Origin of the sequence: Candidatus Poriferisocius sp. (assembly GCF_965202595.1) — a bacterium.
Taxonomy (GTDB): domain Bacteria; phylum Actinomycetota; class Acidimicrobiia; order Acidimicrobiales; family Bin134; genus Poriferisocius.
Genome location: NZ_OZ241836.1, coordinates 984,323 through 1,008,313 on the forward strand (window position 1 = coordinate 984,323; position 23,991 = coordinate 1,008,313).

The 23,991-nt window shown below is 63.9% G+C and carries 20 protein-coding genes and 1 pseudogene; 5 read left to right on the forward strand and 16 right to left on the reverse strand.

Features of this window, described 5'->3' with window-relative positions; translation table 11 throughout:
• The first annotated feature begins 43 nt into the window (after positions 1–43).
• Entirely contained in the window at positions 44–739 is a 696-nt protein-coding gene (locus ACOGXC_RS04840) for an indole-3-glycerol phosphate synthase TrpC (RefSeq protein WP_419919577.1), read from the forward strand.
• Positions 740–792: 53 nt separating this feature from the next.
• Here ACOGXC_RS04840 and ACOGXC_RS04845 read toward each other — a convergent pair whose 3' ends face one another.
• From ACOGXC_RS04845 to ACOGXC_RS04855, 3 genes are all read right to left on the reverse strand, one after another.
• Entirely contained in the window at positions 793–1,752 is a 960-nt protein-coding gene (locus tag ACOGXC_RS04845; protein ID WP_419919578.1) for a quinone oxidoreductase family protein, read from the reverse strand.
• A gap of 63 nt (positions 1,753–1,815) precedes the next feature.
• Entirely contained in the window at positions 1,816–2,445 is a 630-nt protein-coding gene (locus ACOGXC_RS04850; protein WP_419919579.1) for a nuclear transport factor 2 family protein, read from the reverse strand.
• 534 nt (positions 2,446–2,979) lie between these two features.
• On the reverse strand, positions 2,980–8,145 hold the full coding sequence (locus tag ACOGXC_RS04855; protein ID WP_419919580.1) for a fibronectin type III domain-containing protein: 5,166 nt from the start codon (positions 8,143–8,145) through the stop codon (positions 2,980–2,982).
• A gap of 293 nt (positions 8,146–8,438) precedes the next feature.
• Here ACOGXC_RS04855 and ACOGXC_RS04860 point away from each other — a divergent pair, with 293 nt between their 5' ends.
• Positions 8,439–9,473, forward strand: coding sequence for an aldo/keto reductase (locus ACOGXC_RS04860; protein WP_419919581.1), 1,035 nt, complete (start codon positions 8,439–8,441; stop codon positions 9,471–9,473).
• 37 nt (positions 9,474–9,510) lie between these two features.
• Here the strand turns inward: ACOGXC_RS04860 and ACOGXC_RS04865 are convergent, their stop codons facing one another.
• Both ACOGXC_RS04865 and ACOGXC_RS04870 read right to left on the reverse strand, forming a co-directional pair.
• Positions 9,511–12,369: an ABC transporter permease subunit gene (locus ACOGXC_RS04865; protein ID WP_419919582.1), complete on the reverse strand. Its 2,859-nt coding sequence runs from the start codon at positions 12,367–12,369 to the stop codon at positions 9,511–9,513.
• Positions 12,370–12,440: 71 nt separating this feature from the next.
• Positions 12,441–14,729, reverse strand: a complete 2,289-nt coding sequence (locus ACOGXC_RS04870) for an ATP-binding protein (protein WP_419919583.1) — start codon at positions 14,727–14,729, stop codon at positions 12,441–12,443.
• Positions 14,730–14,915: 186 nt separating this feature from the next.
• Between ACOGXC_RS04870 and ACOGXC_RS04875 the strand changes: the two genes are divergently transcribed.
• From ACOGXC_RS04875 to ACOGXC_RS04885, 3 genes and pseudogenes are all read left to right on the forward strand, one after another.
• Positions 14,916–16,622: a hypothetical protein gene (locus ACOGXC_RS04875; protein ID WP_419919584.1), complete on the forward strand. Its 1,707-nt coding sequence runs from the start codon at positions 14,916–14,918 to the stop codon at positions 16,620–16,622.
• A gap of 110 nt (positions 16,623–16,732) precedes the next feature.
• A complete protein-coding gene (locus tag ACOGXC_RS04880; protein ID WP_419919585.1) occupies positions 16,733–16,987 on the forward strand; it encodes a hypothetical protein in 255 nt (84 codons plus the stop codon).
• A gap of 12 nt (positions 16,988–16,999) precedes the next feature.
• Positions 17,000–17,278 (forward strand): annotated as a pseudogene (locus ACOGXC_RS04885) (TlpA family protein disulfide reductase); the annotation flags it as partial.
• A 37-nt stretch (positions 17,279–17,315) separates the two neighbouring features.
• On the opposite strand, the gene ACOGXC_RS04890 reads toward ACOGXC_RS04885, so the two are convergent.
• From ACOGXC_RS04890 to ACOGXC_RS04940, 11 genes are all read right to left on the reverse strand, one after another.
• Entirely contained in the window at positions 17,316–17,741 is a 426-nt protein-coding gene (locus ACOGXC_RS04890; protein WP_419919586.1) for a type II toxin-antitoxin system VapC family toxin, read from the reverse strand.
• A complete protein-coding gene (locus ACOGXC_RS04895) occupies positions 17,738–17,992 on the reverse strand; it encodes an antitoxin (protein ID WP_419919587.1) in 255 nt (84 codons plus the stop codon). Before ACOGXC_RS04895 ends, ACOGXC_RS04890 begins: the two co-directional genes overlap by 4 nt.
• Positions 17,993–18,049: 57 nt before the next feature.
• Positions 18,050–19,174, reverse strand: a complete 1,125-nt coding sequence (gcvT, locus tag ACOGXC_RS04900; RefSeq protein WP_419919588.1) for a glycine cleavage system aminomethyltransferase GcvT — start codon at positions 19,172–19,174, stop codon at positions 18,050–18,052.
• A gap of 22 nt (positions 19,175–19,196) precedes the next feature.
• Positions 19,197–19,568, reverse strand: a complete 372-nt coding sequence (locus tag ACOGXC_RS04905; protein WP_419919589.1) for a hypothetical protein — start codon at positions 19,566–19,568, stop codon at positions 19,197–19,199.
• A 15-nt stretch (positions 19,569–19,583) separates the two neighbouring features.
• A complete protein-coding gene (locus ACOGXC_RS04910; protein ID WP_419919590.1) occupies positions 19,584–20,105 on the reverse strand; it encodes a MerR family transcriptional regulator in 522 nt (173 codons plus the stop codon).
• A 150-nt stretch (positions 20,106–20,255) separates the two neighbouring features.
• Positions 20,256–20,756, reverse strand: a complete 501-nt coding sequence (locus tag ACOGXC_RS04915; RefSeq protein WP_419919591.1) for a bifunctional nuclease family protein — start codon at positions 20,754–20,756, stop codon at positions 20,256–20,258.
• 27 nt (positions 20,757–20,783) lie between these two features.
• Positions 20,784–21,341, reverse strand: coding sequence for a phosphoribosyltransferase (locus tag ACOGXC_RS04920; protein WP_419919592.1), 558 nt, complete (start codon positions 21,339–21,341; stop codon positions 20,784–20,786).
• Between the two features lie 73 nt (positions 21,342–21,414).
• Positions 21,415–22,140 carry a MerR family transcriptional regulator gene (locus ACOGXC_RS04925; RefSeq protein WP_419919593.1) on the reverse strand — a complete coding sequence of 242 codons (726 nt, stop codon included), beginning with the start codon at positions 22,138–22,140 and terminating at the stop codon, positions 21,415–21,417.
• Positions 22,137–22,628, reverse strand: a complete 492-nt coding sequence (locus ACOGXC_RS04930; protein WP_419919594.1) for an FHA domain-containing protein — start codon at positions 22,626–22,628, stop codon at positions 22,137–22,139. Before ACOGXC_RS04930 ends, ACOGXC_RS04925 begins: the two co-directional genes overlap by 4 nt.
• The gene (gcvH, locus tag ACOGXC_RS04935; RefSeq protein ID WP_419919595.1) at positions 22,625–23,011 is read right to left on the reverse strand and encodes a glycine cleavage system protein GcvH; all 387 of its coding nucleotides are present in this window, start codon (positions 23,009–23,011) and stop codon (positions 22,625–22,627) included. The genes ACOGXC_RS04930 and gcvH overlap by 4 nt, the downstream gene beginning before the upstream one ends.
• Before the next feature lie 304 nt (positions 23,012–23,315).
• Entirely contained in the window at positions 23,316–23,900 is a 585-nt protein-coding gene (locus ACOGXC_RS04940) for a CDP-alcohol phosphatidyltransferase family protein (RefSeq protein ID WP_419919596.1), read from the reverse strand.
• Positions 23,901–23,991 lie beyond the last annotated feature (91 nt).

The following is a 23,991-nucleotide window of genomic DNA, read 5'->3' on the forward strand; positions in this document are numbered from 1 at the left end:
CATACAGGTCATATGATGCCTGCCCATGGGCTTGGAAGGCGGCATGGATAGCCCACGAAGGTTCAAGGAAGCACTCGTGGCCACCGCCGAGGTGGCGATCATTGCCGAGATCAAGCGCCGATCCCCGTCCCGGGGCGATTTGAACATCCACCTCGATCCGGCGGAGTTGGCCGCGGCCTACCGGGCCGGCGGGGCATCCTGCCTGTCGGTGCTCACCAACCGGGCCATGTTCGGCGGCACCGGCGACGACCTGGCCGCCGCGTCCGGGGCCTCGGGCCTTCCCGTGCTCCGCAAGGATTTCATCACCAGCGTCGAGGATGTGTACGAGTCCCACCGGATGGGGGCCGATGCGCTGCTGCTGATAGTTGCCGACCTGCCCAAAGCCAAGCTGGCCGAGCTTCACGACCTGGCCCTGTCGCTGGGCATGGATGTGTTGACCGAGATCAAGTCGGAGGCCGAGCTGGAGATCGCCCTCGAAGCCGGTGCCGACCTCATCGGGGTCAACCAGCGGGAAAAGCCCAAGAGCGCGGCGTTCACCATGGACTACCAGCGAGCCGAGCGCATGGCCGGTCTGCTCCCCGACCATGTGGTGAAGGTGGCGGAGTCCGGCATCGCCGTTGCCGGCGGGACGACCCTTGAATCCGTAAGGAATGCCGGCTACGACGCTGCCCTGGTGGGTGAGGCTCTGGTCACCGCCAACGATCCCGCCGAACGCCTCCGGGATCTGCTGGCCCGATAAATCCTGATCCCCGCGATCAGGGCAGTTGGCCGAACCGGATCAATTTTCTCCGATCAGGGCACCAGCACGATCTTTCCGAAGAACGCCGAACTTTCCATCAGCCGGTGGGCTTGGGCGATCTCCTCCAGGGGGAAAGTGGCGGCGATCACCGGGGTAACCCGGCCCTGGTGGATCATGGCCAGCAGCTCTCGCATGGTGGCTGCGATCCGCTGATTGTCGGGACGTCCCACCCCCATCAGGCTTATGCCCTTCACGAACAGTTGGCCCAGGTGCAACTCTGCCATGGGCCCGGCGGTGACCCCGCAGGTCACGAACCGACCCTCGGGGGCCAGCGAACGCATGGCCGCGGCGAACACCGGGGTTCCCACGTGGTCGAGCACCACATCCACCCCCCGGCCATCGGTGGCATCCCGCACTGTGGAAACGATGTCGCCGTCGTAGTGATCGACCGCCAGCTCCGCGCCCAGTTCCATCGCCCGGGCCCGCTTGCTCGCAGTACCCGCGGTGGCGATGACCCGGCATCCCGTTGCCCGGGCGATCTGCACCCCGAAGCTGCCCACGCCCGACCCGGCCGCCATCACCAGCACCGTCTCCCCCGGCTGGATCCGGGCTTTCTGGATGAGGGCCTGGTGGGCGGAGCGACCGGCGGTGGGAGTGGCTCCCCCAGCCTCGAAGGTGATTCCTCCGGGCAGCGGGAACACCAGCTCCGCGGGGGCTAGGGCCAGGGTGGCGTGGGCCCGCTCGCCCGAGGCCACCACCCGATTTCCGGGGGCCACCGTTGTCACCCCGGGGCCGACCGATTGCACTACTCCGGCGATGTCCCTCCCGCCCACATGCCGAGGCCATCGCAGCCTCATCCCGTGGGATCCCTCCCGCCAATACACATCCACCCGGTCCATCGAGGTGGCCCTCACCCCGATGAGCACCTCACCTGGGCCAGGCTCGGGGTCGGCCAGCTCCCCCACCCGCAGCACTTCCAGCCCCCCCTGAGCCTCGTGATAGGCGGCCCGCATGATCAGCGGACCCGCACATGGGGTGGTTCGGGCAATGGGGGTCTCCGGGCGAACGTGTCCAGATCAGCGGACCCGCACATGGGGTAGCCCCTCGGTGCTGTGCCGGAGGAACGCCAGGAACTCCCCCACCGGCACGGGTTCGGACACATCGGTGGGCTCGTCGGGGTGAGACTCCCAGAACTCCCGGTAGGTGGGCCAGAACTCGTGCCAGGCCCCCTCGTAGGGCTCCTCACCGGGCCAGCGCATCTTGTTCTCCCCCAGCGGCGGCGCGTTCAGATCGGTGGCGTACCAGTACAGGGGCAGCCTCCGCCGGAAGTACCACCGGCCGTCGATGCGCTCGTAATCGTCCCAGTACATCATGGTCATTATCACCCACTCATCGCCGGTCTCGTGCTCGTTGCGGGAGTAGACCACCCCGTGAGCCCGGTCGGGGCCGTCGAACTCGATGATGTGGTTGCCGGTCACGTGGGCGGTACCGCTGAACTTGCCGCCCATCGTCTCGCGGAACCATTCGGCCAGCGCGGCCCGTCCCGAACGCCCCCGACCCACCCGCACATCGGCCGGGAACAGGCCGACCCAGGCCTCGGTGGCCCGCATGTCCAGTGCCAGGCAGTAACGGGCGGCCAGACCTCGGATCTCCTCGATCGACTCCAACCGCTCCAGCCGTTCCTCCATCGATTCCCCGGTTCCCATGGCCGGCAACCTACCCGGTCGGTTCCACCCGTATGCGGCCCGTACTTCACTGTCAGCTATTTCCATCCTGGTGTTGCAGTTGCTCACACCCGCACGCGGCCCGTACCGCTAGCCGGTTCCCCACTAGGTGTAACTCTTATGGAGGTTGTTGACAGTTCGGTTGGGTGAGCCTGCGATGCCGTTGTGGTGGTTGTAATCATGTCCATCTGGGTGGCGGGGGAGGCTCTGTGTCACATGCTAATGCGTTTTTGATGCCTGGGGGGCGGTTGTTGATGGTTCAGCGGGTTGGGGATGGTTCGGGCTCACAAACCCACCGCCGAAACCAACTCCAACACCGCACCCACCACCACACCGCCATCGGCAACACACCCACATCAACAACCTCCACGAATGTTACAACTAGTTAGGGAATACCACCTGGGTGGTGCGGGGTCGGCCACCAAGAATCGGTTGAAAGCAAAGGTGGGTCCCCGTCGGGGTTGACCCAGGGTGGTGGGGGGGCACCCCGGCGGGGAGAAATTAGGCGGAGGTGGGTTAGTTGTTGCAGATGTCGTTGTTCAGATCGGCAACGCGGTCGCCGTAGTTGCCACGGCCCAGGCGGCGGCACTCCTCAGCGAGGGCGGCTCTGTACTCGTCGCGGTAGGTGGCGGCCAGGGTGTCGCCGGCTTTTTGGCGGGCTATGGCCTCACGCCGGGTGTAGGGCAGCGAGCACACATCGGCCACGCCGTCACCGTCGCTGTCGAGGGGGTAGGTGGTGGGCCCACCCAGGGAGCGGTTGGCGCACCAGGAAGGCCCGGTGATGGTGCCCGAGTAGTAGGGGCCCCCGTCGTTGGGAGGCGGGAACCCCGGTGCGGCCAACTCATCACCCCCGCAAGCCTCGTTGCCGGGCTGGTTGGCGCACTCGGCGTTGACGAGATCCCGGTACAGGTCTGGGTACCGGTTGGCCAGGGTGATCACCGCGTTTTGTCGGGCTATGGCCTCACGGCGGGTGTAGGGCAGCGAGCAAATATCGGCCACCCCATCCCCATCGCTGTCGAGGGCGAACAAGCGGACCCCACCCAAAGAGAACTCCGCACAAAAACTCGGACCGGTGACCGGACCGGAGTAATAAACCTGATCACTGGGGGTGTCACCACCAGGAGCATCGTCGCCGGAGGTGATGGTGGACGATGTGCCTGCGGAGCCGGCACCCACTGCGTTGATGGCTCGCACCTCGAACACATAGGCCACCGGACCGGTACCAGTATTAGTACCGGTTATGACCGTGCTCATCGTGGCCGCCCCAACATCGGCCCACTCACCAAAACCAGCGCTCTCGATGCGGGTACGCCACTGCCAACCCGTCACCGCAGAACCCCCATCGGCACCCGCCATCCAAGTAACGGTGATGGTCCCATCGGTAGCCGTCGCTGTGACGCTGGGAGCAGCAGGTACCGCAGCAGGTGTCGCCGACACCGAAGCCACAGCACCAGCACCCATAGCGTTCCGGGCCCTTAGGTGGAACGCGTAGCTAGTGCCATTGACCAGATCCGACACCGGCACCGAGGTGGCATCATCCATCCCGGCCAAATCCACCCACTGGCCTTCATCGACCCGCAAATGCCAACCCGTCACCACAGACCCACCATCGGTGCCCGGTGTCCACGACAAAGTCACCGTTTCGTCACCGGGCGTGGCGGTAACCATGGGAGCATCAGGCACCGTGGCCGGCATCGCAGTGTCAACCCCAACGGCACCGGCACCCATCACGTTTCGGGCTCGAACCTGGAAGGTGTAGGTGGTGCCGTTGGCGAGATTCTGAACCGGCACCGAGGTGGTACCCGCAGGATAACTAGCCCACTGGTCGGTACCGGTGCGCAACTGCCAACCCGTCACCGCAGAACCACCATCACCACCCGGGGTCCAGCTCACCGTCACCGCCTTGTCACCAGCCATGGTGGTCACCGCCGGCGCATCAGGCACCGTCGCCGGCATCACCGTCGCAGTACCAGCGGGGCCGGCACCAATCCTGTTCAGCGCTCTGACCTCAAAGGTGTAGGCAACACCATTGGTGAGACCATCGATGTCGCGGGTGGTGGTAGCGGCAGGCACATCAACCCAAGCCCCGTAACCAGCGGTGCCGGTTTTCATCCGGTACTGCCACCCGGTAACCGCAGCAGCCCAGTTGGACTCCCCCGCCACCCCGCCAGCACCAGCGGCCCAGTTCAAAGTGACCTTCATATCCGCAGCGGTGGCGGTCACCGACGGGGCGGGGGGCACCGCCGATGGGGTGACAGGATCGGACTCGAACGCCGCCCCAATCACCTGAACATTGGTGGTCACCGCCCGCACCTGGAACGTGTAAGCCCGCCCGTTAGCGAGATCATCCACCACCAGGCTACGCGCCGCCGCCCCACCGGTTACCGCGGTCCACGAACCGTAACCCCCACCATCGGTTTTCATACGATACTGCCAACCCGTAACCGTGCTACCCCCCGTGTTCGGTGCATCCCACGACAACGTGACCCGACCATCACCAGCAGTCGCAGTTAATGAACCGCCAGCGGGTGCGCCGATCGGTGTTATCGGACCAACCACCCCCGCGGCGGGGCCGGCACCGAACTGGTTCACCGCTCGCACCTCGAACTCATAGGCCACCCCGTTGGTCAGGCCCCGCACCGGCACCCCTGCTGATTCGGCCAAATGGCGGGCCGGTGGGGTGATACGAGCTCCCAACGATTGCCACGCATCAAAACTGCTGCTACCGCTGCGACGCACCCGAACCTCATAACCCAAAACCGCAGAACCACCCTGAGGGGCCAACAAAGTGACCCTCACCCCACCATCGGCCGGTGTCACTGCCACCTGGCGAGGCGCAGTGGGCGTATTGCCAGGGGTAACCGGCAACGACTGCGCCGGCGCGCCCTTGTTGACAGTGGTAGTCACAGTATCCAAAACACCCTCGCTGTCGAGGGCCATCAAAGCGTTCACCGCCCGCAGGCGGAACCGGTACGTCGAGCCGTTGGTCAAACCTTTTATCACCGCTTGAGTCGTCGACGGCCCACTACCCGGAACCGGAGTCCACTCATCGTCCCAACCACTCCATGAGGTATTCGCGCCCGCAGCTTTTGAATCCTTGATGTATTCCCAGCGGATGATCGGCGGACCCCCCGAACCCACCGACATCCACGACAGGGTTACCTGACCATCACCACCGGCAGCAGCCAACCCTGCCGGGGCGGGGGGTGCCACACCCGGTATCACCACCTTGTCGGGGTAAACATCGGCAGCTTTGTTGTGCAAACCGGCACCGTTGGAATACAACGCAGGACCCGCCAACCAACCGGTGCCGTGCCGGTTCCGCGCCCTGACCCGGAACTCGTAGGCCACCCCATTGCGCAAACCCGACACCACGATCCCGTCGCCAGCCACATCGGCGCTGTTCGCAGCCCGCCCCGCGAACCTTTGACCAACGTTGGACACCGCCCACGGCGACCACTCACCACCGGCGGGACGATACGAATACTCCCAAACCGTCTCACCAGAATAAGTGCCATTGGTGTTGGTGAAAGCATTCTCATAACCAATTACAAAACGACCACCGCGGCTTACAAACCTTGCTTTGGGTCGAACGATGTTCAACTTCACCTGACCATTACCCGGCACCGCCAACACCTCCGGACGAGCGGAGGATGAACCCGGCCAACCATCAGCACCGGGCAAAGGCGGAGCCCCGAACACAAACGGCACCGACTCGACCGCATAACCCGCCCCCACATCAGACACCGTCCGGGTCCTGAACGTGTAAGTCTCCCCAACCCGGAAAGTGACCTCATCGAAACGTTCGGTTGCTCTACCCAAGCTACCCTGTTGAGTAACCCATCCACCCCACGGCCCATCACCGACCTTCCACGACCACTCAAACCGCAAACGCTTACCACCATGAAGATAACTCAAAGGAGAGGTTACCCCCATGTGAGGGCGACCACCGGTGCGGGGATCACCAGTATAACCCCTCAAAACCGCCGTCAACGCCATCGAGGGAACACCCTTAGCAATGTTCACCCTCACAACTCCAGACTCCAAACCCAAACCCCTGGCATTCTCCGCCCGCAACACGAAAAAATGATCCCCCACCTTCAAACTCCCCACACACAACCTAGCAAAACACGAAGTTGCATTCTCGTGATCCAAGGTCCGATTCCTGGGCAGCTTCACCGTCGACAACCCCGCACACATCGGATCCAACCCCGCTGTGTTATCACACAAATCCCGCCACAACGCGCTGGTCAACCCGTCCACCGTTGTCGCATGTTTCAACTGCCACTTCGTCACCGGAGAACCACCATCGGAACCCGTCCACGACAAAACCACCTGATGCAACCCTATCGCGTAATCCGACACCATCTCCGCGGACACCGCCGGTGCCGCCGGAACCGTCCCCGGATAAACAACACCCGTCTCAGCCACCGCACCCGCACCAACACTACTCACCGCCCGCACCCGGAACCAATACCCCACACCCGCCGTCAAACCCGTAACCGTAAACTCTCTGGTCGTGTAGTCACCCGGTATCGCCACCCAACCACCCCACTCACCATCACTAGCCCGCACCGAATACTCATAACGCCTAAACCCATCACTATTTATTAAATTAGTCGGCTGGCGCCACCTCAACGTTACCGACGACTCCGTCACCTTCGTCGTCTCCAACTCACGAGGCACCTCCAACACCGTACCCAAATACACGAACCCGGAACGCGCCCCCACACCCCCGCCCAACGCGCTGACAGCCCGCACCTCAAACAAATAACTCTCGGTATTATCCAAACCAGTCACAAAATAAGACCTGGCCCCGGCCCCACCAGGAACCCGGTTCCAACCAGCTTCCGCCAAAGTGCTGTAATTACCGTCCGACCACCGAACTTCCCAACCCGTCACCGGCGAGCCAACCACCCCCGGCGGCTGCCACGACAACAACACCGACTTATCCCCCGGTGTCACCACAAAGTTACGAGGAGCACCCGGCGCACCCCCCACTACCACCGGCCCCACCTCACCTGTGGCACCGTTGCCATGCTTGTTAACCGCCCGCACCCGGAACGAATACCCAACATCATTAACCAAACCCAAAACCACGAACGAATCACGATCCCCAGCCGAACTACCATCATCGGCCATCACCGACCACCCCGACCACTTTCCATCACCTTGTTTGGTCGCGTACTCGTACCGCAAAATAGGAGCAAACCCCGACCCCGCCACCTCACCGGAAGCCTTGGTCCACTTCAACTCCACCTGAGAATCCCCAGCAACCGCCCGCAAACCCCCCGGCACCGGCGCAACACTGGACACCAAATGCCCATCCACCGGACTCATACTCAAAATCTGGCCCACTCCCGCAGCGTTCACCGCCCTTAAGAAGAACCGGTACCTACTACCAACCGTCAAACCCGACACCACCACCGACCGAGCAGCCCCACCACCGGGCACCGGCCGCCACACAACCCCACTACGATCCCCCGAAGTAGGCGCTAAACTCGTAGAAGTATCCACCACCCTGTCCTCCGGCGGATCCCACGTGGTCCCATCATCGGTCGATTGCGAAAACACATACTCATAACCCACAACCCCCACAGTGGCCGGCGGCGGCCCCCACGACAACCGCACCGCACCACCACCCAACACCACCACCTGCGGCGACGACAGAGTATTCGGCACACTTTGCGCACCCGCACCCCCCACCCAAACCAACACCGACCCCAACAACCCCACCAAAACCAGGAGCCCAAAACAGGGCAGCCCTAAACGACTACCCCCCCCCCCCCCCCGGCTAGAACCCAAACCAACCCGCAAAAAACTCAACATAACCCCCACTATAACCACACCCTCCCCCCGCGCAAGTACCCCCTACAAAACCGTCACGACCACCAGCAGAGCTAGCCCACTGTCAACAACCTCCGTAGGCGCTACAACTAGGGTGCAGCTTTGAACACAGGAAAGGAGGAGGTCTCATGGAGTATCGCACTTTGGGGGCGAGTGGGGTCCGGGTGAGCGCGTTGTGCCTGGGAGCCATGATGTTCGGCCCGGCGGGGAACGACGACGAGGCCGAGTGTGCGGCCATGATCCACCGAGCCCTCGATTCGGGGATCAACTTCATCGATACCGCCGACCGCTACAGCCTGGGTATATCGGAGGAGATCGTCGGGCGAGCCATCCGGAACCGCCGGGATGAGGTGGTGCTTGCCACCAAGTTCTACGGGCCGATGGGTGAGGACATCAACAGCCAGGGAGGGTCCCGCCGCTGGGTTACCCGAGCGGTGGAGGACAGCCTGCGCCGCCTCGGTACCGACTACATCGACCTGTACCAGATGCATCGGCCCGATCCCCACACCGATTTCGGCGACACCCTGGCTGCGCTCACCGACCTGGTGCGGGCGGGCAAGATCCGCATGATCGGCACCTCCACCTTTCCGGCCGAACTGATCGTGGAGGGCCAGTGGGCAGCCGAGCGCCGGAGTCTGGAGCGGGTCCGCTGCGAGCAACCCCCCTACTCCATTTTCACCCGGGAGATCGAGCGGGCGGTGCTCCCCGCCTGCCAGTCGTACTCCATGGGGGTGATCGTGTGGAGCCCACTCAATGGCGGGTGGCTCACCGGCAAGTACCGCAAGGATGCCGAGTGGCCGGACAACTCCAGGGCTACCCGCAATCTGGTAAGTGCCAAGCGCTGGGACCGGGCCAACCCGGTGGTGCAGCACAAGCTGGATCTGGTGGAAGAGTTGGATGGGCTGTCCGCCGAGTTGGGCTGCTCGATGGCCGGTCTGGCCTATGCCTTCACCCTGGCCCACCCGGCGGTTACCTCCACCATCATCGGCCCCCGCACCCCCCAGCAGCTCGATGCCGCCCTCGATTACGCCGACTTGCGCCTCTCCCACGATGTCCTGGACCGGATCGACGACCTGGTTCCCCCCGGCACCGACCTCAACCCCGACGACGCTTTCTACGTTCCCCCCGCCCTCGCCGATGCCACCCTCAGAAGGAGGATGTGACCTTTCCCCGGATGGGTTGCTCCTAAACGGATAGTTCCTAGACGGATCGTTCCCCGGAGCGTTCTATGGCTCGGGCATCGGTGCCCAGGTAGGAGGCTATGACCAGGGGGTCGTTGCGGACGGCCTCCGGTGATCCCTCGGATATGACCGATCCCGCTTCCAGGCAGTACACCCGGTCGCTGATGCTCATTACCAGCGGCATGTCGTGCTCGATCACCACCACCGCCGCGTCCAGCTCGGTCTGAATGCGCCGGATGAGGGGTCCAAAGGCCTCGCTCTCCCTCTGGGCGACCCCACCGGTGGGCTCGTCCAGCAACAGCACCTTGGCATCCACCGCCAGCAGGCTGGCCAGCTCCACGATGCGCCGGGTGCCGGTGGACAGGTTGGATATGAAATGGTCGGCGTAGCGACCCAGGCCCACGAAGTCCATGAGGTTGTCCACCTCGAGGCGCTTGCGCCGCTCCTGGCCGGGCGATGGCGGTATGCCCAGGAGCGACGGGACCAGCAGGGAGCGATCCCGGGCTTCCATCGCCACCATCAGTGCTTCCCGAACCGTCAGGTCGGGATACAGCTTGGCGTGCTGGAATCCCCGGCCCAGGCCACCACGGTGGCGCCGGTGGGGCGGTAGCCGGGAGACATCCTGACCCAGAACCTCAACCTGGCCGCCGAACGGTACGAAACCGCTGATGGCGTTCATCAGGGTTGACTTGCCCGCTCCGTTGGAGCCGATAAGCCCGACCAGCTCTCCCTGATGGACTTGGATGGAAACATTGTCCACCGCCACCTTGCCGCCGAAGTGCACGTGGCATCCCCGGACCGCCAGCCACGGATGCCCCGGCTCCGCCTTCACGGTGCGCGCGCTGGTTACCGGCACCGGCTTGGCTGCCGCCGGAACCGGATCGGGCACATCCCGAGCCGCCAGCCGATGGTCGGCCAGCCCCAGCAGGAAGTCCCGCAGCTTGTATAGGAGCTGCATGATCCCGCCGGGGAAGTACATGAGCAGGAGCAGCAGGCCCACCCCGGACGTAAGCAGCCGGACCTCATCCGAAGCCCCGAATATGGCGGGGATGCCCTTGACCCACAGCACCCCCAACAGCGGCCCGGCAATCGACCCCAGCCCTCCGATGATGGCTATGGCGATGACATTGATGGATTCATTGGCGTTGAACAGCACCTGGGGATTGATGGTGGGCTCGCCGGTTATGATCAGCCCCCCGCCCAGAGCGGCCAAACCCCCGGCCAGCGTGAACGAGATGAGCTTGATTCGGCTGCCCGACACGGTGGATGCCGCCGCCATGTCCTCGTTGTCGCGCACCGCGATCATCATCCTCCCGATCCCGGTACGGCGCAGGTGGGCGACCATTCCCACGGCCAGGGCCAGCAGCACCAGCACCAGGAAGAAGTACGACTTGCGGGAAGCGGTGAAGTCGAACGGCCCCCACACCGGCGGGATCACCTTGGGGGTGTTGGTGCTCCCCTGGGTGAAGACATCCTGCACGAAGATCCACGACATGGCGGCGATGGCGAAGGCCAGCGTGGTCACCGCCAGCATCAGGCCCTTCACCCGCAACACGGGTACCCCGATGATGAACGCGGTGATCATGCCCGCGGCCACCGCGATCACCATGGCCACCCCCCAGGGCAGGTCGAGCGACCAGTCCCCCCAGTCGAACGGGATCGGTATGTCCCCGTTCTCGGTCAGGGCCACCACGGTCAGGCCCCCCACACCGGCAAAGGCGAACTGGCCCAGGGAGAGCTGCCCGGCCCAGCCGGTGAGCATCGACACCGACAGGGCGACCAGCGCGAAGCCCAGGATGCGGGTCCAGGTGTACAAGTTGGAGTTCTTGGTGAGGAACACTCCGACCAGCACCAGCGCCCCGAACAGGACTGCGAACCCGAATCGGGACAGGTTGCGGATGTACCACAAGCTTTGCAGCCGTTCGGGAACAGCCTTCACCTTGGGCGACAGCGACCAGTCCCCCTCGTCCTGCCGGCCCCGGCGGGCGAAGAGCACCGTAATGACCAGGATGGCGATGAAGAAGATGATGTCAACCGCCTCCCGGAGCTCCCGGTCCACGTTGCCCTGGAACAAGCGCTGGAAGATGCCCAGGCCGATGCCGGCGATCAGCGTGACCCAAAGTGACCGCATGCGGGCGATCAGCGCCACCAGCAGCACCCGTAGCAACAGCCCGGGGCCGAGGCTGGCGGTTCCCGCGTCGGCCGCGCTGACCCGGAAGGGGGCCAGCAGGATCAGGGTCACCCCGGCCAGCGCTCCCCCGATGGTCCACACCATGGTGGACACCCGCCGCACGCTTATGCCGAACAGCCTTCCGGTATCGGCGTTGTCGGCCGAAGCCCGGATGGCCAGCCCGAACCGGGTCCGGCTCAGGAACAGGGCCAGGAGCGCGATCACCAGTGGCACCACGATCACCACCAGCAGCTCCCTACCCCCGATGCGGAGATGGTCGGTCACCTCCCACCGGAACTCCTGGGCGGTGAGCTTCGGCGGCAGGGGGAACGGTCCCGGTCGGGACACGTCGGGCAGCTCGATGGCGGCGAAGATGGCTAGCTGGGCCACCCCCAGGGTGGCTATGAACAGCACCAGGCGGGGTGAGTTGAACAGCCGCCGCACCACCACCAACTCGGTGATCATGGCGAAACCGGCGGCGGCGGCAACCGACAGGAAGAAGGCCAGCCAGTAGGGCACGTCGTAGCGGAACGTCAGCATGGCCATGAGGGCGACACCGAAGCTGCCGATCTCTGCGTGGGCGAAGTTCAACACCCCGGTGGACCGGTAGATGAGAACGAAGCCGGCAGCCAGCGCGGCCACAATGAGCCCCTGGACACCGCCCGAGAGCAGATCCTGCTGGGAGATCTCCCAGCCGATGTCAATCACAGCCCGCCCCCATCATCTCGGCCTCTGGTTCACGCTCAGCCACCCCCATCGTCTCGGCCTCTGGTTCATGCTCAGCCACCCTCGGCTCCGAGGAACACGGCTCTGACCAGGTCGTCCCGCTCGGCCAGTTCCCGGGCCGGACCCTCGAAGCGAACCCGGCCCTTCTCCATGAACACCGCCCGCTCGGCCACACTGAGGGCGACGTTCAGCGACTGCTCCACGATGATCATGGTCAACCCGGCCGCCTTCAGGTCCTCCACCACCTCCAGCAGCTCCTGCACGACCACCGGAGCGAGCCCCAGCGACAGCTCGTCGATGAGCAGCACCTCGGGTTCGTGCATCAGCCCCATGCCGAATGCCAGCATCTGCTGCTGGCCCCCGGACAGGTCCCCGGCCGGCTGGTTGCGCTTTTCCCGCAAAGCACCGAACACGCCGTACACCCGCTCGATCCGCCGCCGGGTTTCGGCCCTGTCCGTTTTGGTTGACAGCATGACGGCAAGCAGGTTTTCCTCCACCGTGAGGCCGGGGAACACTCCGGATCCACCCCGCACCTGCACTATTCCCTGCTTGAAGCGCAGCTCGGCGTCGGCGTAGGTGATGGTGCGTCCGTTGAGCCGGATGGCTCCCCGATCGGGCGCACCCAGCCCGCTGATTGCTCGCAGCAGGGTGGACTTGCCCGCGCCGTTGGTGCCCAGCAGGGCCAGCGTCTCGCCCCGACGCACTTCCAGGCCGCAGTCGAACAACACCTGCACGGGGCCGTAGCTGTAATCCAGCTCCCGTACTTGAAGCACCGGGATGTCGTCGGGGTGCTCCGACATGCGCTGCATCTCCTGCTGCTCCTCCATCAGCTCGTTCACGGCCAGGGAGATGTCGCGCTTGATGTAGCGGGCCCCGTAGGCCACCAGCAGGCCGCCGATGATCGACGCGGGCGGGGCCACCACGCTCAGCGCGAGGCGCTCCCCGTGGGCATCGCTTATGGCTCCGGCGATGATGCTGCCCATGAATCCGCCCATAAGGAAGATGAACACCGGTAGCAGGGCGAAGGCTTGGGCTCGCATCCGGTAGGGAGCTACCGCGCCGATGGTGGGGGCGGCGGCCACGAACGAGGCCGATGTGCATCCGTTGGCCAGGCTGATGCCGAAGATCATGATGGCGGGCTGATGGAATCGCAGGGCAATGAGAATCAAAAGGCCCGAGGAGATGATGAGCGCCCCCGCGCTGCGCACCATCTTGGCCGGATCCTTGCGGAACATGCCGTCGAACATGTAGCCCGAGACGGGGATGGCCACCAGGCTGGCCAGCCACACCAGCGATGTCACCCAACCCCGCTGGAAGGCCTCGTAGCCGTACTCATCCTTCAGCAGCAGGTTCAACTGGCTGGGCACGGTGACCAGCGCGAAGCCGAGCGTGCCCACCCCCACGGCCAGGAAGTAGAAGGTCTTGACCTTCTTGAGCCGGGCGAAGGCGGTGGACATCGACACCGGCAGGTCCGATCCGATGGGGGGCATCTCGTACTTCTCGCCCAGGATGGCCTGCTGCTCGTTGGCGGCCCGGGGGGGTTCCTTCAGGATCAGCGCCACCAGGGCCAGAACCGCCGGGGGGATGGCGAATATGAAGAACGCCCACCGCCATCCGTCGTCACCGCCGGCGATGGAGGCGATGGTCCCGGCCAGAATCGGCCCTATGAGCAGGCCGATGGGTCGGCCCATCCCCTCGAAGGCAAAGATCCGGGCCCGGGCGGGGATGGGGTAGGTGTCGGTGAGCAGCGATGAATGCACCGGTAACCGGTTGGCCTGGCCCGCCCCGGTGAGAACCCGGGTCCAGAAATACTGGAAGGGGTTCCTCACCAACCCGGTGAGGAACACGCTCACCGCCCAGCCCGCAGTGGCGATGGGAACGATGATGGTTCGCTTCACCCGGTCGGCCAGCCAGGCCAGCGGCACCGCCCCCAGCACCAGAGCCACTCCGCCGAACGATGAGATGCCCAAGATCACCGTGTCCGACACGCCGAATGCGTCCTGGAGGTCGGGCAGCAGCACCGCAATCGCCACCCGGTCGAACTCGTCGATCACGTTGAGCAGGAACAGCACCGTAACCATGCTCACCCCGCCGACCCTTATGCCCTGCCTCAGGGTCATGGGTTCCTCGCCCACGCCGGGTAGCAGGTCGTCGGGCAGCACCACCACCTCCGACTTGGCCTCCTGCTCGGCCAGCCGCTTGGCCTCCTCCTCAAATACCGCCGAGGCCAGATCGGCCGGGTTCCCCGTTTCTTGGTTCTTGTCGGCAGGTGCCGGGTTCCCCGTTTCTTGGTTCTTGTCGGCAGGTGCCGGGTCCCCCAGTTGTTGTTTAGCTGCCCCCATTGGGGCAAGACACTAGAACATGGCAGCCTCAAGATGCCGGTAACCCCAAGCCGGCAGAAATACCCAATCGGTGGTGTTGCCCAATCGATGGCGTTACACAATCGGTGGTGTTGCCCAATTGATGGCGTTACACAATTCCGGTCCGGTTGGGCTAGTGTTCACCGCCAAGCCAACCAGGGGGGAACCATGTCGAAGACATTGTTGAAGATCTGCGGAGCGTTGCTGGTGTTTGCGCTCATCGCCGCGGCGTGCGGGAGCGGCAACGACGATGACGGTGGTGCCGGCCAACCGGCGGAGTCCGAACCCACATCAGCGCCCGAGCCGACCTCCGAGGGCACCTCTCCTGAGCCGCAGGACGGGGGCTCAGAACAGCAAGAGCCCGATCCGGATCCGGAACCCTCCGGCAACGAACCCTCCGGTGAAGCCGGCGAGCCTTCCCAGCCCGGCACCGGCGATGAGCCAGTGGCAGAAGCAGTGGACATCGGCTACGAGGAGATTCGGGGCGAGTTGTTCACCGAGTTCCAGAAGACCATAGACCGGTCACACCCCTTCCAGCCGTTGGATACGTATTGCCGGGCAACACCCGACCCGGATTCCCCACCAGAGGCCACGGATACGGGCATAGAAGAAGACTCCATCACCGTGGTGCACATCCGTACCAAGCTGGAAGAACTGGAGGGCATCGGATTTGCCGTACCGGTCGGTGATCCAGCCGACATGTTCGAAGCCTTTACCAAGGTGATCAACGAGCAGTGCAACGGCATCTGGGGACGCCGGATCGACCTTCAGCTCGTGGAGGTATCGGCGTTGGGCGGGGGTGGTGAGGACATCGACACCTTGCGCAACCAGGCCTGCATCGAGGCCACCGAGGACAGGAACGCCGTGATCGTTGTCAACTCCACCGGCTTCCAGGGCTCCGCCACCCTGTGCCTGGCCGACGACCACGACACCTTGTTCCTCACGACCCAGGGCAATCCTCGACATTTCCACGAGCAGGCCAAGGGGCGTATCTACTCGATGAGTCCCGTGGCCGAGGACTCGGTGGTGAACATGACGCAAACCCTCATAGAAGCAGGGGTATTGGACGGCAAGACCATCGCCGTGGTCTGGCCCGACACCCCGGGCCAGCCCGAGACCGTACAGGCTGGGATCATCGATGTGCTGAAGGAAGCCGGTTACGAGGTAGCGGTTGCCGAACAGATCGGCTGTGAAGGCTCAACCACCTGCCGGGCCGGGGTTGACATCGCGGTGGAGTTGATGATCGAAGAGGGTGTGGACGTGGTCCTGCCGGCGCTGAACGTTCTGAGCCTTCCCCTGTTCGTGAGCGAGATGGTCAGCCAGGGGATCGCTCCCGGTGACGTGCAGTTCTACAACTCCGACTTCAACAGCCAGGCGGGCGACCTGGTGTCGGGCAAGGTGCCCCAGTTCGGCGGGGAGGCTGCGGGACAGCTCTACAACGGTACGATCATCATCGACGATGCCCCTACCGGGTATTTCCGCGTCACCGAAGACCCGGTGCTGAGCTTTTTGGCTCCCTACAACGTGATGTGCAACGAAACCTACGCCGCAAACAGCCCCAAGGGTTTGAGCCATGAGTTGGTGGATGGCGACGATAGCGCTTACGGCATGGTGTCAACCGTGTGTTCACAGATGCGGATGATTGCAAGGGCCATTTACGATGCCGGTCCCAACCCAACCAGGGACGATATTTATACGGCCTTCGCCAACCTGGGATCGGTGGATGTCCAGCACCAGCTCCCGGCTTCGTTCGGACCGGAGAAGTACGGGGCCCCCGACGTGGTGACCGAACTGGTGTTCCAGTTCCCGTGCCCCCGCAATCCCGACATTCTTTCCTGCGTCGAGCAGACCAAACCGTTCCGACCCATCGGATAGTGAGCAAAGCTCTAACGCTAATACTGGCCCTGGCTCTCGTAGGGGCGGCCTGCGGGGCCTGCGGAGGCACTGGTGGCGGTGCGAGTACAACCGGTGCAAATACTGACCCGGTGCCTACCCTGGCTATTGCCGAACCTCGAACTCCCCAGCCCGAGGGTTCTCCTCCACCCGAACCCACCTCAGCTACCCCCCAGTCCGAAGATGCTCCTCCACCCGAACCCACCCTGACCCCTTCTTCGGAGGCTCCAGCTTCAGATCTCCCGGCGGTGGAACTGGTGGACGTGGCTACCGGGGCTACGGTGAACCTGGCCGGTTACGCCCCGTCGGATCGCCCCATTGTTCTTTGGTTCTGGGCCCCGCATTGACCCACCTGCCGCCGGGAAGCCCCCGGTGTCGAGCAGTTCGCTCGAGACAACGCCGATAAGCTGAGGGTGATAGGCGTAGGAACCCAGGACTCCCTCGATCTCGCCGAGGATTTCGTGCGGGCCACCGGAACCACCTTCACCATGCTCTGGGATCCGACATTTGAATCCTGGCGGCGACTGGGGATAATCGGCCAACCCGCCGGAATGCTGCTCGACCACCACGGCCGGATCGTGACTTCCTGGCGGGGCGGCATCCCCGTCACCCAGATCATGGAAGCCATCGCTACGTAAACCAGGCACCAGAACCCGGTACTTCGGTTGACACCAGTTAGGTGGGTATCTCCAACTCAACACCAGCAAAACGGGCAAAATCGCGGTCAAAAGAGACAATTTGACAGCGAAATTCGAGGGCAAGGGCAGCCAGGTGGGCATCGTTGACCAGGTTGCCACCGGTTCCCAGCGGCTTGAGCAGTTCGCGGACCAGGTCCAGATGCCGGGCTGTGGGCTCTACGACTACAGCCGACGGTTGGGCCAGCCAGTCCTGCACCCGTTCTATGGCCCCAGTCGGCGACAGGGGGTTGGCAAACAGGTTCCGCTTGGTGGACAGCCGTACAAAGGCCAAAAGAGCGATCCAAGCGAAAGCCACTGCTGCCCCTCCCGAGAGCGCTCCGTCGAGCCATTTCCGGGATTCGATATGGCGAGGCGAATCTTCGTTCACTGCATAGAGCAGCACGTTGGCATCGACCAACTTCATGATCCGATTTCCATTCTACGGATCAGTTCATCATCTTCGAGTTCGCCAGCGAACATCAACGCTTTGTCAAGATTGATCGTGGGAATCCCCATAGGTGCAGTCCGGGTTCGGAACTCCTGGGAAAGTCCGGTGCCAGCATGCCCTTCACGTACGAGGTCGTTCAGCGCCTGTTTGAATGAGACCCGATTTTGCGCCATCCGGTGACGGATGATCTGTTCGGTGTCGTCTTCGAGGGTTACCGTTGTTCGCACAACGATACTATAGCATCAAATAATCTGATGTGCTGCTGTCATAATTTACCTGAACGGCTACACGAAAGGCAGTTTTACCACTCGGGCTGGTGCGGGGGTGCCTCGCATGTCCACGGACAGCTCGTCGCCGATTTCCACATCCGGCGGTACGAAGGCCAGAGCGATGCCGGCTCCCAGTTGGGGCGAGAAGTTGCCCGATGTGACTTCTCCCACCGGCTTCCCGTCCCGTAGCACGGCTTGGCCGGCCCGGGGGGGACGCCGACCCTGTAGTTGCAGCCCTCGCAGGCGGCGGTGAACCCCCCGTTCCCGTTCAGCGGCCAGCGCGTCTCGGCCCGGGAACGAGGGCTTGTCCCAGCGCACCACCCAGCCCAACCCGGCTTGCAAGGGGGTGATGCCCGGGCCCAGCTCGTGGCCGTGCAAGGGCAGCCCGGCCTCCAGGCGCAGCGTGTCCCGGGCCCCCAGCCCGGCGGGAACGATCCCCGCTGCGGTCGCCTCATCCCAAAGCCGCCCGGCAGCATCGGAGGGGACCGCGATCTCAACGCCGTCCTCGCCGGTGTAGCCGGTTCCGGCCACCGTCAAAACCGTGTCTCCCCACTCCACCGGGGCAACGCAGTTGCGAGCCACCTGTGGTGCCCCCGTTGACACCGCCGCCAGCCGGTTGCGGGCTTCGGGCCCCTGCACCGCCAGCACCGCCCGGCTGCCGGTCACATCAACGGCTTGGAAACCGGCGGCATTGGTCAAGGCTTCGTCGTTGTTCGGTTCGCCCCCATTGGTCAAGGCTTCGTCGTTGTTCGGTTCGCCCCCACTGGTCAAAGCGTCTCGCACCCGGTCGGTGTTGGAGGCGTTGGGCATTACCTCGAAGCTGTGCCTGCCCGTCCACCACACGATGATGTCGTCCAGCACCGAGCCGTCGCCGTCCAGAAGGTGGGTGTACTGGGTGCGGCCGGGGCCTATGCGGGCCAGATCGTTGGTGAACGCCTGCTGAAGCCGGTCGTAAGCGCCCGGCCCGGTCACCCTGAGGGTGCCCAGGTGGCTCACATCGAACACCACCGCACCGGTACGGCACTCCCGATGTTCGGCCAGCGTGCCCAACGGGTACGACAACGGCATCTCCCACCCGCCGAAGTCAACCAACTTCGCCCCCAACGCTCGATGCCGATCCGCCAATGGAGAGCTGTGCATCTCGCCGATCTCCCGGTTTCGACTAGGCGGAGCTTGCGGGTATGCCGACCCCTGCCCGGGTCAGGTCGCCGCCAACCCCGGAGGCATCGTCGAAACCATACTTGTTCAACAGGTTGCGGTAGTCCCGCCGGCAGAGCACCACCACATCTATTCCGGGATAGAGCTCCCGCAACCGGCGGGCTTTGCCGTTCTTGCGGGAGATGTACTTCTGGTGCGTTGTGGTGATCTCCACGTAGCGGTCGAACTTTGGAAGGTAGAAGTCGGGGGTGAACGCTTCGGTCACCTCACCGTTATGGTTGCGGGACAACACGAAGGTCTCGGGCTCGTAGAGCCACTCAACCCCGTAGAAGTCGAGCAGATCAGCGAATTGCCGCTCGGAATCGTGGGCGAACACGCTCTCGCGGAACTTCTAGGAACCAGTCTGGTAGGAATCGGCTCGGATCGATTCCGGGCCCGCTTGAAGGTCCGGGCCCGATTGAGGGCGGGAAGTGTCCACCGGCTGATTCGGCAGTTCGCTCACCGCGGCATCCACTTCCTCGATCAAGCCCTCCATCCTGAGGTAGAGCGCCCCCTGACCCTGGCGCAGAGCATCCAAAAGCTGCTCGTCGCTGCGAACCAGCAATGATTTGTTGCCGTTGATCACCAGATCGGCGCTGGCCACGTTCTCGCCCAGCTCGTCGCGCAGGTAATCGAACACCTGACGCACCCTCTGAAGGGCGATTCCCTCGTCCAGCAGGCGTTTGATCAGCTTCAACTCCAGCAGATCGTTGTAGGAGTAACGGCGGCGGCTGCCGCTACCCTCGGCCTTTTGAGCGGTGGAGCGCACCAACCCGGTTCGGGTCCAGTGATCCAACTGGCGGTAGGTGATACCGGTGATGGCGACGGTCTGGGGAGAACTGAAATCTACGGTTACCTGGTTGTGATAGCTCATGTGACCCTTCGGTTCAGGCGATGCTCCCGATCCGGCTTATTACACGGCGGAAACTACTTCAATAGACTTTGAAAGCGTAAACCCCACCCGGTTAGGTGTCAAGGCACTGGGTGGTATTGGTACTGGGAGGTGTCAAGGCACCGGGTGGTATCAGCCGTTGAAATCCTCGGGGTTCACCTGGTCCAGGAACTCCCTGAACTGGTCCAGTACCTCCTCGGGTGGGGGTCCCTCGCCCTCCTCGCCCTCGGGCGCCACCGTGTGCCCGGCGACTTCCAGCACCGACTCGGACGCGAAGATGGGCGCTCCGGTTCGCACGGCCAGAGCCACCGCATCGGAGGGGCGGCAGGAGACGCGGCATGTCCCGTTGTCACCGGCCAGTTCAAGTTGGGCATAGAAAGTCCTGTCCTGCAACTCGGTCACGACGATGCGCTCAAGGCGCACCCCCAGATCGTCGAGCACGTTCTTGAACAGGTCGTGGGTCATGGGTCGGGGTGTTTCAACCTCCTCCATGGCCAACGCTATGGCCTGGGCCTCTGCCCCCCCGATGAAGATGGGCAGCAGCCGGCCGACTCCCCCGGTTTCCCGCAGCAACACGATCGGGGCGTTGGACGGCATCTCTATCCGCACCCCGATCAGCTCCATCTCGTTCATCGCCATAACGTTAGTAGGGAAACCGGGCTAGTAGAGCAAAGAAACGTAGGCATCGGGGTCATCGGCCAGAAGGCTGGGATCGCCGATGACCAGCTTGTCCAGGTTGCGGTAGCGACCGGCCCAGTCCAGGCCGTAACCCACGAAGAACTCATCGGGGGCCTCGAACCCCACGTAATCGGGCTCGACCGGCAGGATGCGGCGAGCACTGCGGTTGAGCAGCGTGGCCACCGCCACCGAGGCGGCGGATCGGCGCTTCAGCTCCCCCTTCAGGTAACCGAGGCTGAGCCCGGTGTCCACGATGCCCTCCACCAGCACCACCTCTCGCCCCGCCACATCGCAGTCCAGATCCTTGACCAGCCGGACCCGTCCCGAGTCGGGGGCAAACCGGGACAGGGCAAGGAAGTCCACCTCCACAGCTATGCTCACCGCCCGCACCAGGTCGGCGAAGAACGGCAGGCTCCCCTTCAGCACCGATACCAGTACTGCCCCGTTCGAGCATCGTTGGGATATCTCCGCGGCTACCCGCCCAACGGCCTGCCCTATGTCCACCCGGCTCGCGAAGAGCTCGGGTTGGGCGCGGCCCACGCCGGACATTTAGCGCCGCCGACGACCTGAGAGCTGGCTCGCGAAGAGCTCGGGTTGGGCGCGGCCCACGCCGCTACCGGTTCCGGGTGTGGCTGGCCAGGGCTCCCCTGAGCAGCGAGAGCCGCAAGTCCGAGCCGAGATCGATCAACTCCGCCAGCACATCCAGCGACTGCTTGCGGGCCTGGTCGGTGCGTTGCATGACCAGGGGCATGACCCTTTGCTCCAGCAACCCCGCTTCCCGCTCGGCGGCCGATTTGTAGGCCCGCAGGTGGCGGGGTTCCACTCCATGGGCCAGGAACCGGGCCGCCACCTTGGCCACGTTGACCGCCTCGGCCCCGTAATGAGCCTGCGTGCCGTCGTTCAATGGTTCGATGAGACCGAACTTGCGTAACTCCATGACCTGCGACGAGCTCAACCGGCTGACCTTCGCCAGCTCGTCGGCGGTCAGCGACACCGGTACCCCCTGCGGATCCAGCGGGTTGGGTCGCCTTCGGGCTCGGTTACGGGCCGCGACCCCGTTGTCACGCGACTCCTGGTCGTCGCCGGCATCGCCGAAGTCCTGCTCGGTGATGCGTTCCTTGATGATCTTGAGGGGTAGGAAGTGGTCCCTCTGCTGTTCCAGGATCCATCGCAGGCGGTTGATGTCGGTCTCGGTGAACTTCCGGTAGCCGGATTGGTTCCGCTCGGGATCGATCAGGCCCTGGCTCTCCAGAAAGCGGATCTTGGAGATGCTGATATCGGCGAACTCGTCCTTCAGCAGATCCAGAACCTGACCAATGGTCCGGTGCCGGGTTTTCACCAGCCGATCCGATCGTGGAACACCAGCTTGAAGCGCCCGATCTGGAGCAGGTCGTCGTCTTTGAGCCCGGCCTCCTCCACCCGCCGGCGGTTCAGGTAGGTGCCGTTCAGCGAACCCATGTCCTTTATCCGGGTTACCGAACCGTCCCGATGAATCTCCGCGTGGCGGCGCGACACCGTTATGTCGTCCAGGAAGATGTCGGATTCGGGGTGGCGACCCAGGGTGACACGGTCCGCGGACAGTTCGTAGCGACTGTCCGCAGCCGGGCCGTGGGTCACGATCAGCACCGCCGGCCGGTGGATCAGGTCGGCTTCGAGGACCATCTCCGTGGTGGGTTCATCGGTCGAGTGAACCGTGTCGCTGTCGAGGGTTCTGAGGTGATGCCCGCACGCCGCGCAGAAGTTCGCTCCCGCCCCGCTGCGGTAGCCGCACATCGGGCAGTGGACCTCGGGGCTACCGGCCTGGTGAGACGGAGGGGGGGATGTCAATTGACGATCTCAGTCAGTTGGGTGTAGGCCGCCGAGTCCATCAGCCCTTCCAGTTCGGACAGGTCGGATGCCTCGATCACGCATATCCAGCCTTCACCGTAGGGATCATCGTTCAACCGCTCGGGGTTGTCGATCAGATCGGTGTTGACTTCGACCACCGTGCCCGATACCGGTGCGTATATCTCCGAGACCGACTTGGTGGACTCGACCTCGCTGAACGGGTCGCCGCGGGCCACCTCGGTCCCCACCGGGGGCAGGTCGATGTAAACGACATCGCCAAGGGCATCCTGGGCGTAATCGGTGATGCCCAAAAAGATCCGGGTACCCTCCACCCGGGTCCATTCGTGATCCTCCGAGTAGCGCAGTTCAGCGGGAACGTTCATGCCGGGTCCATTCGTGATCCTCCGAGTAGCGCAGTTCAGCGGGAACGTTCATGCCGGGTCCATTCGTGATCCTCCGAGTAGCGCAGTTCAGCGGGAACGTTCATGCCGGGTCCATTCGTGATCCTCCGAGTAGCGCAGTTCAGCGGGAACGTTCATGCCGGGTCCATTCGTGATCCTCCGAGTAGCGCAGTTCAGCGGGAACGTTCATGCCGGGTCCATTCGTGATCCTTGGAGCAACGCCATTGAGCGGGAACGTTCATAACGGCAACCGTACCGGGTGTTGCCGAAACACTCAACCTCAGCTTTAGGTTTTAACCCGGCCGGCCCGCCCCTCGGCCAGGGCTCGGCGGGCCCGGGGAATGTACTCCACCGCTGCGTAGTAGCTAAGCACCAGTGAGGGGATGCCCAGACTCCAGCCGGTGGCACGGAGGGCGGTTCCCCCACCCACGCTGGAGTTGCCCAGCAGCAAGAGTGGCAGGGCAAACATGAGGCCGAACGTGGCTGTCTTGCCGGTCCAGGTCACATCGATGCGGCGAGCCCCCAGTGCTCCCAGAAGCACAACCACCACCGAAACGGCGGCTTCCCTCACCAGCATGGGCACCCCGAACCCCATCGGGATAGCGCCGTCAATCATCATGGCCACCACCGCGGCCAGAAACATGAGCCGATCGGCGGTGGGATCCAGAATCTTTCCCAACTCGGAACCCTGATCGAAACGTCGGGCAATGTAGCCATCCACCCAGTCGGTGGCCCCCAGCGAACCCAGCAGGATGGCGGCCCCGGCCCGGTTGCCCATCCCCAGAAGCAGCAAGCAGAAAACCGGCACGCACCCCAGCCGCAGCATGGACACCAGGTTGGGAACCGTCACTATCCGGGACGGGGCCTTCACCCCCAAGATGTTACGGCTTCCGCTACCGGTTGATTGCCACTTGGTGGTGAATGCCACTGCCAGTTGATTGACTGCCGATTGAATGCCGCTA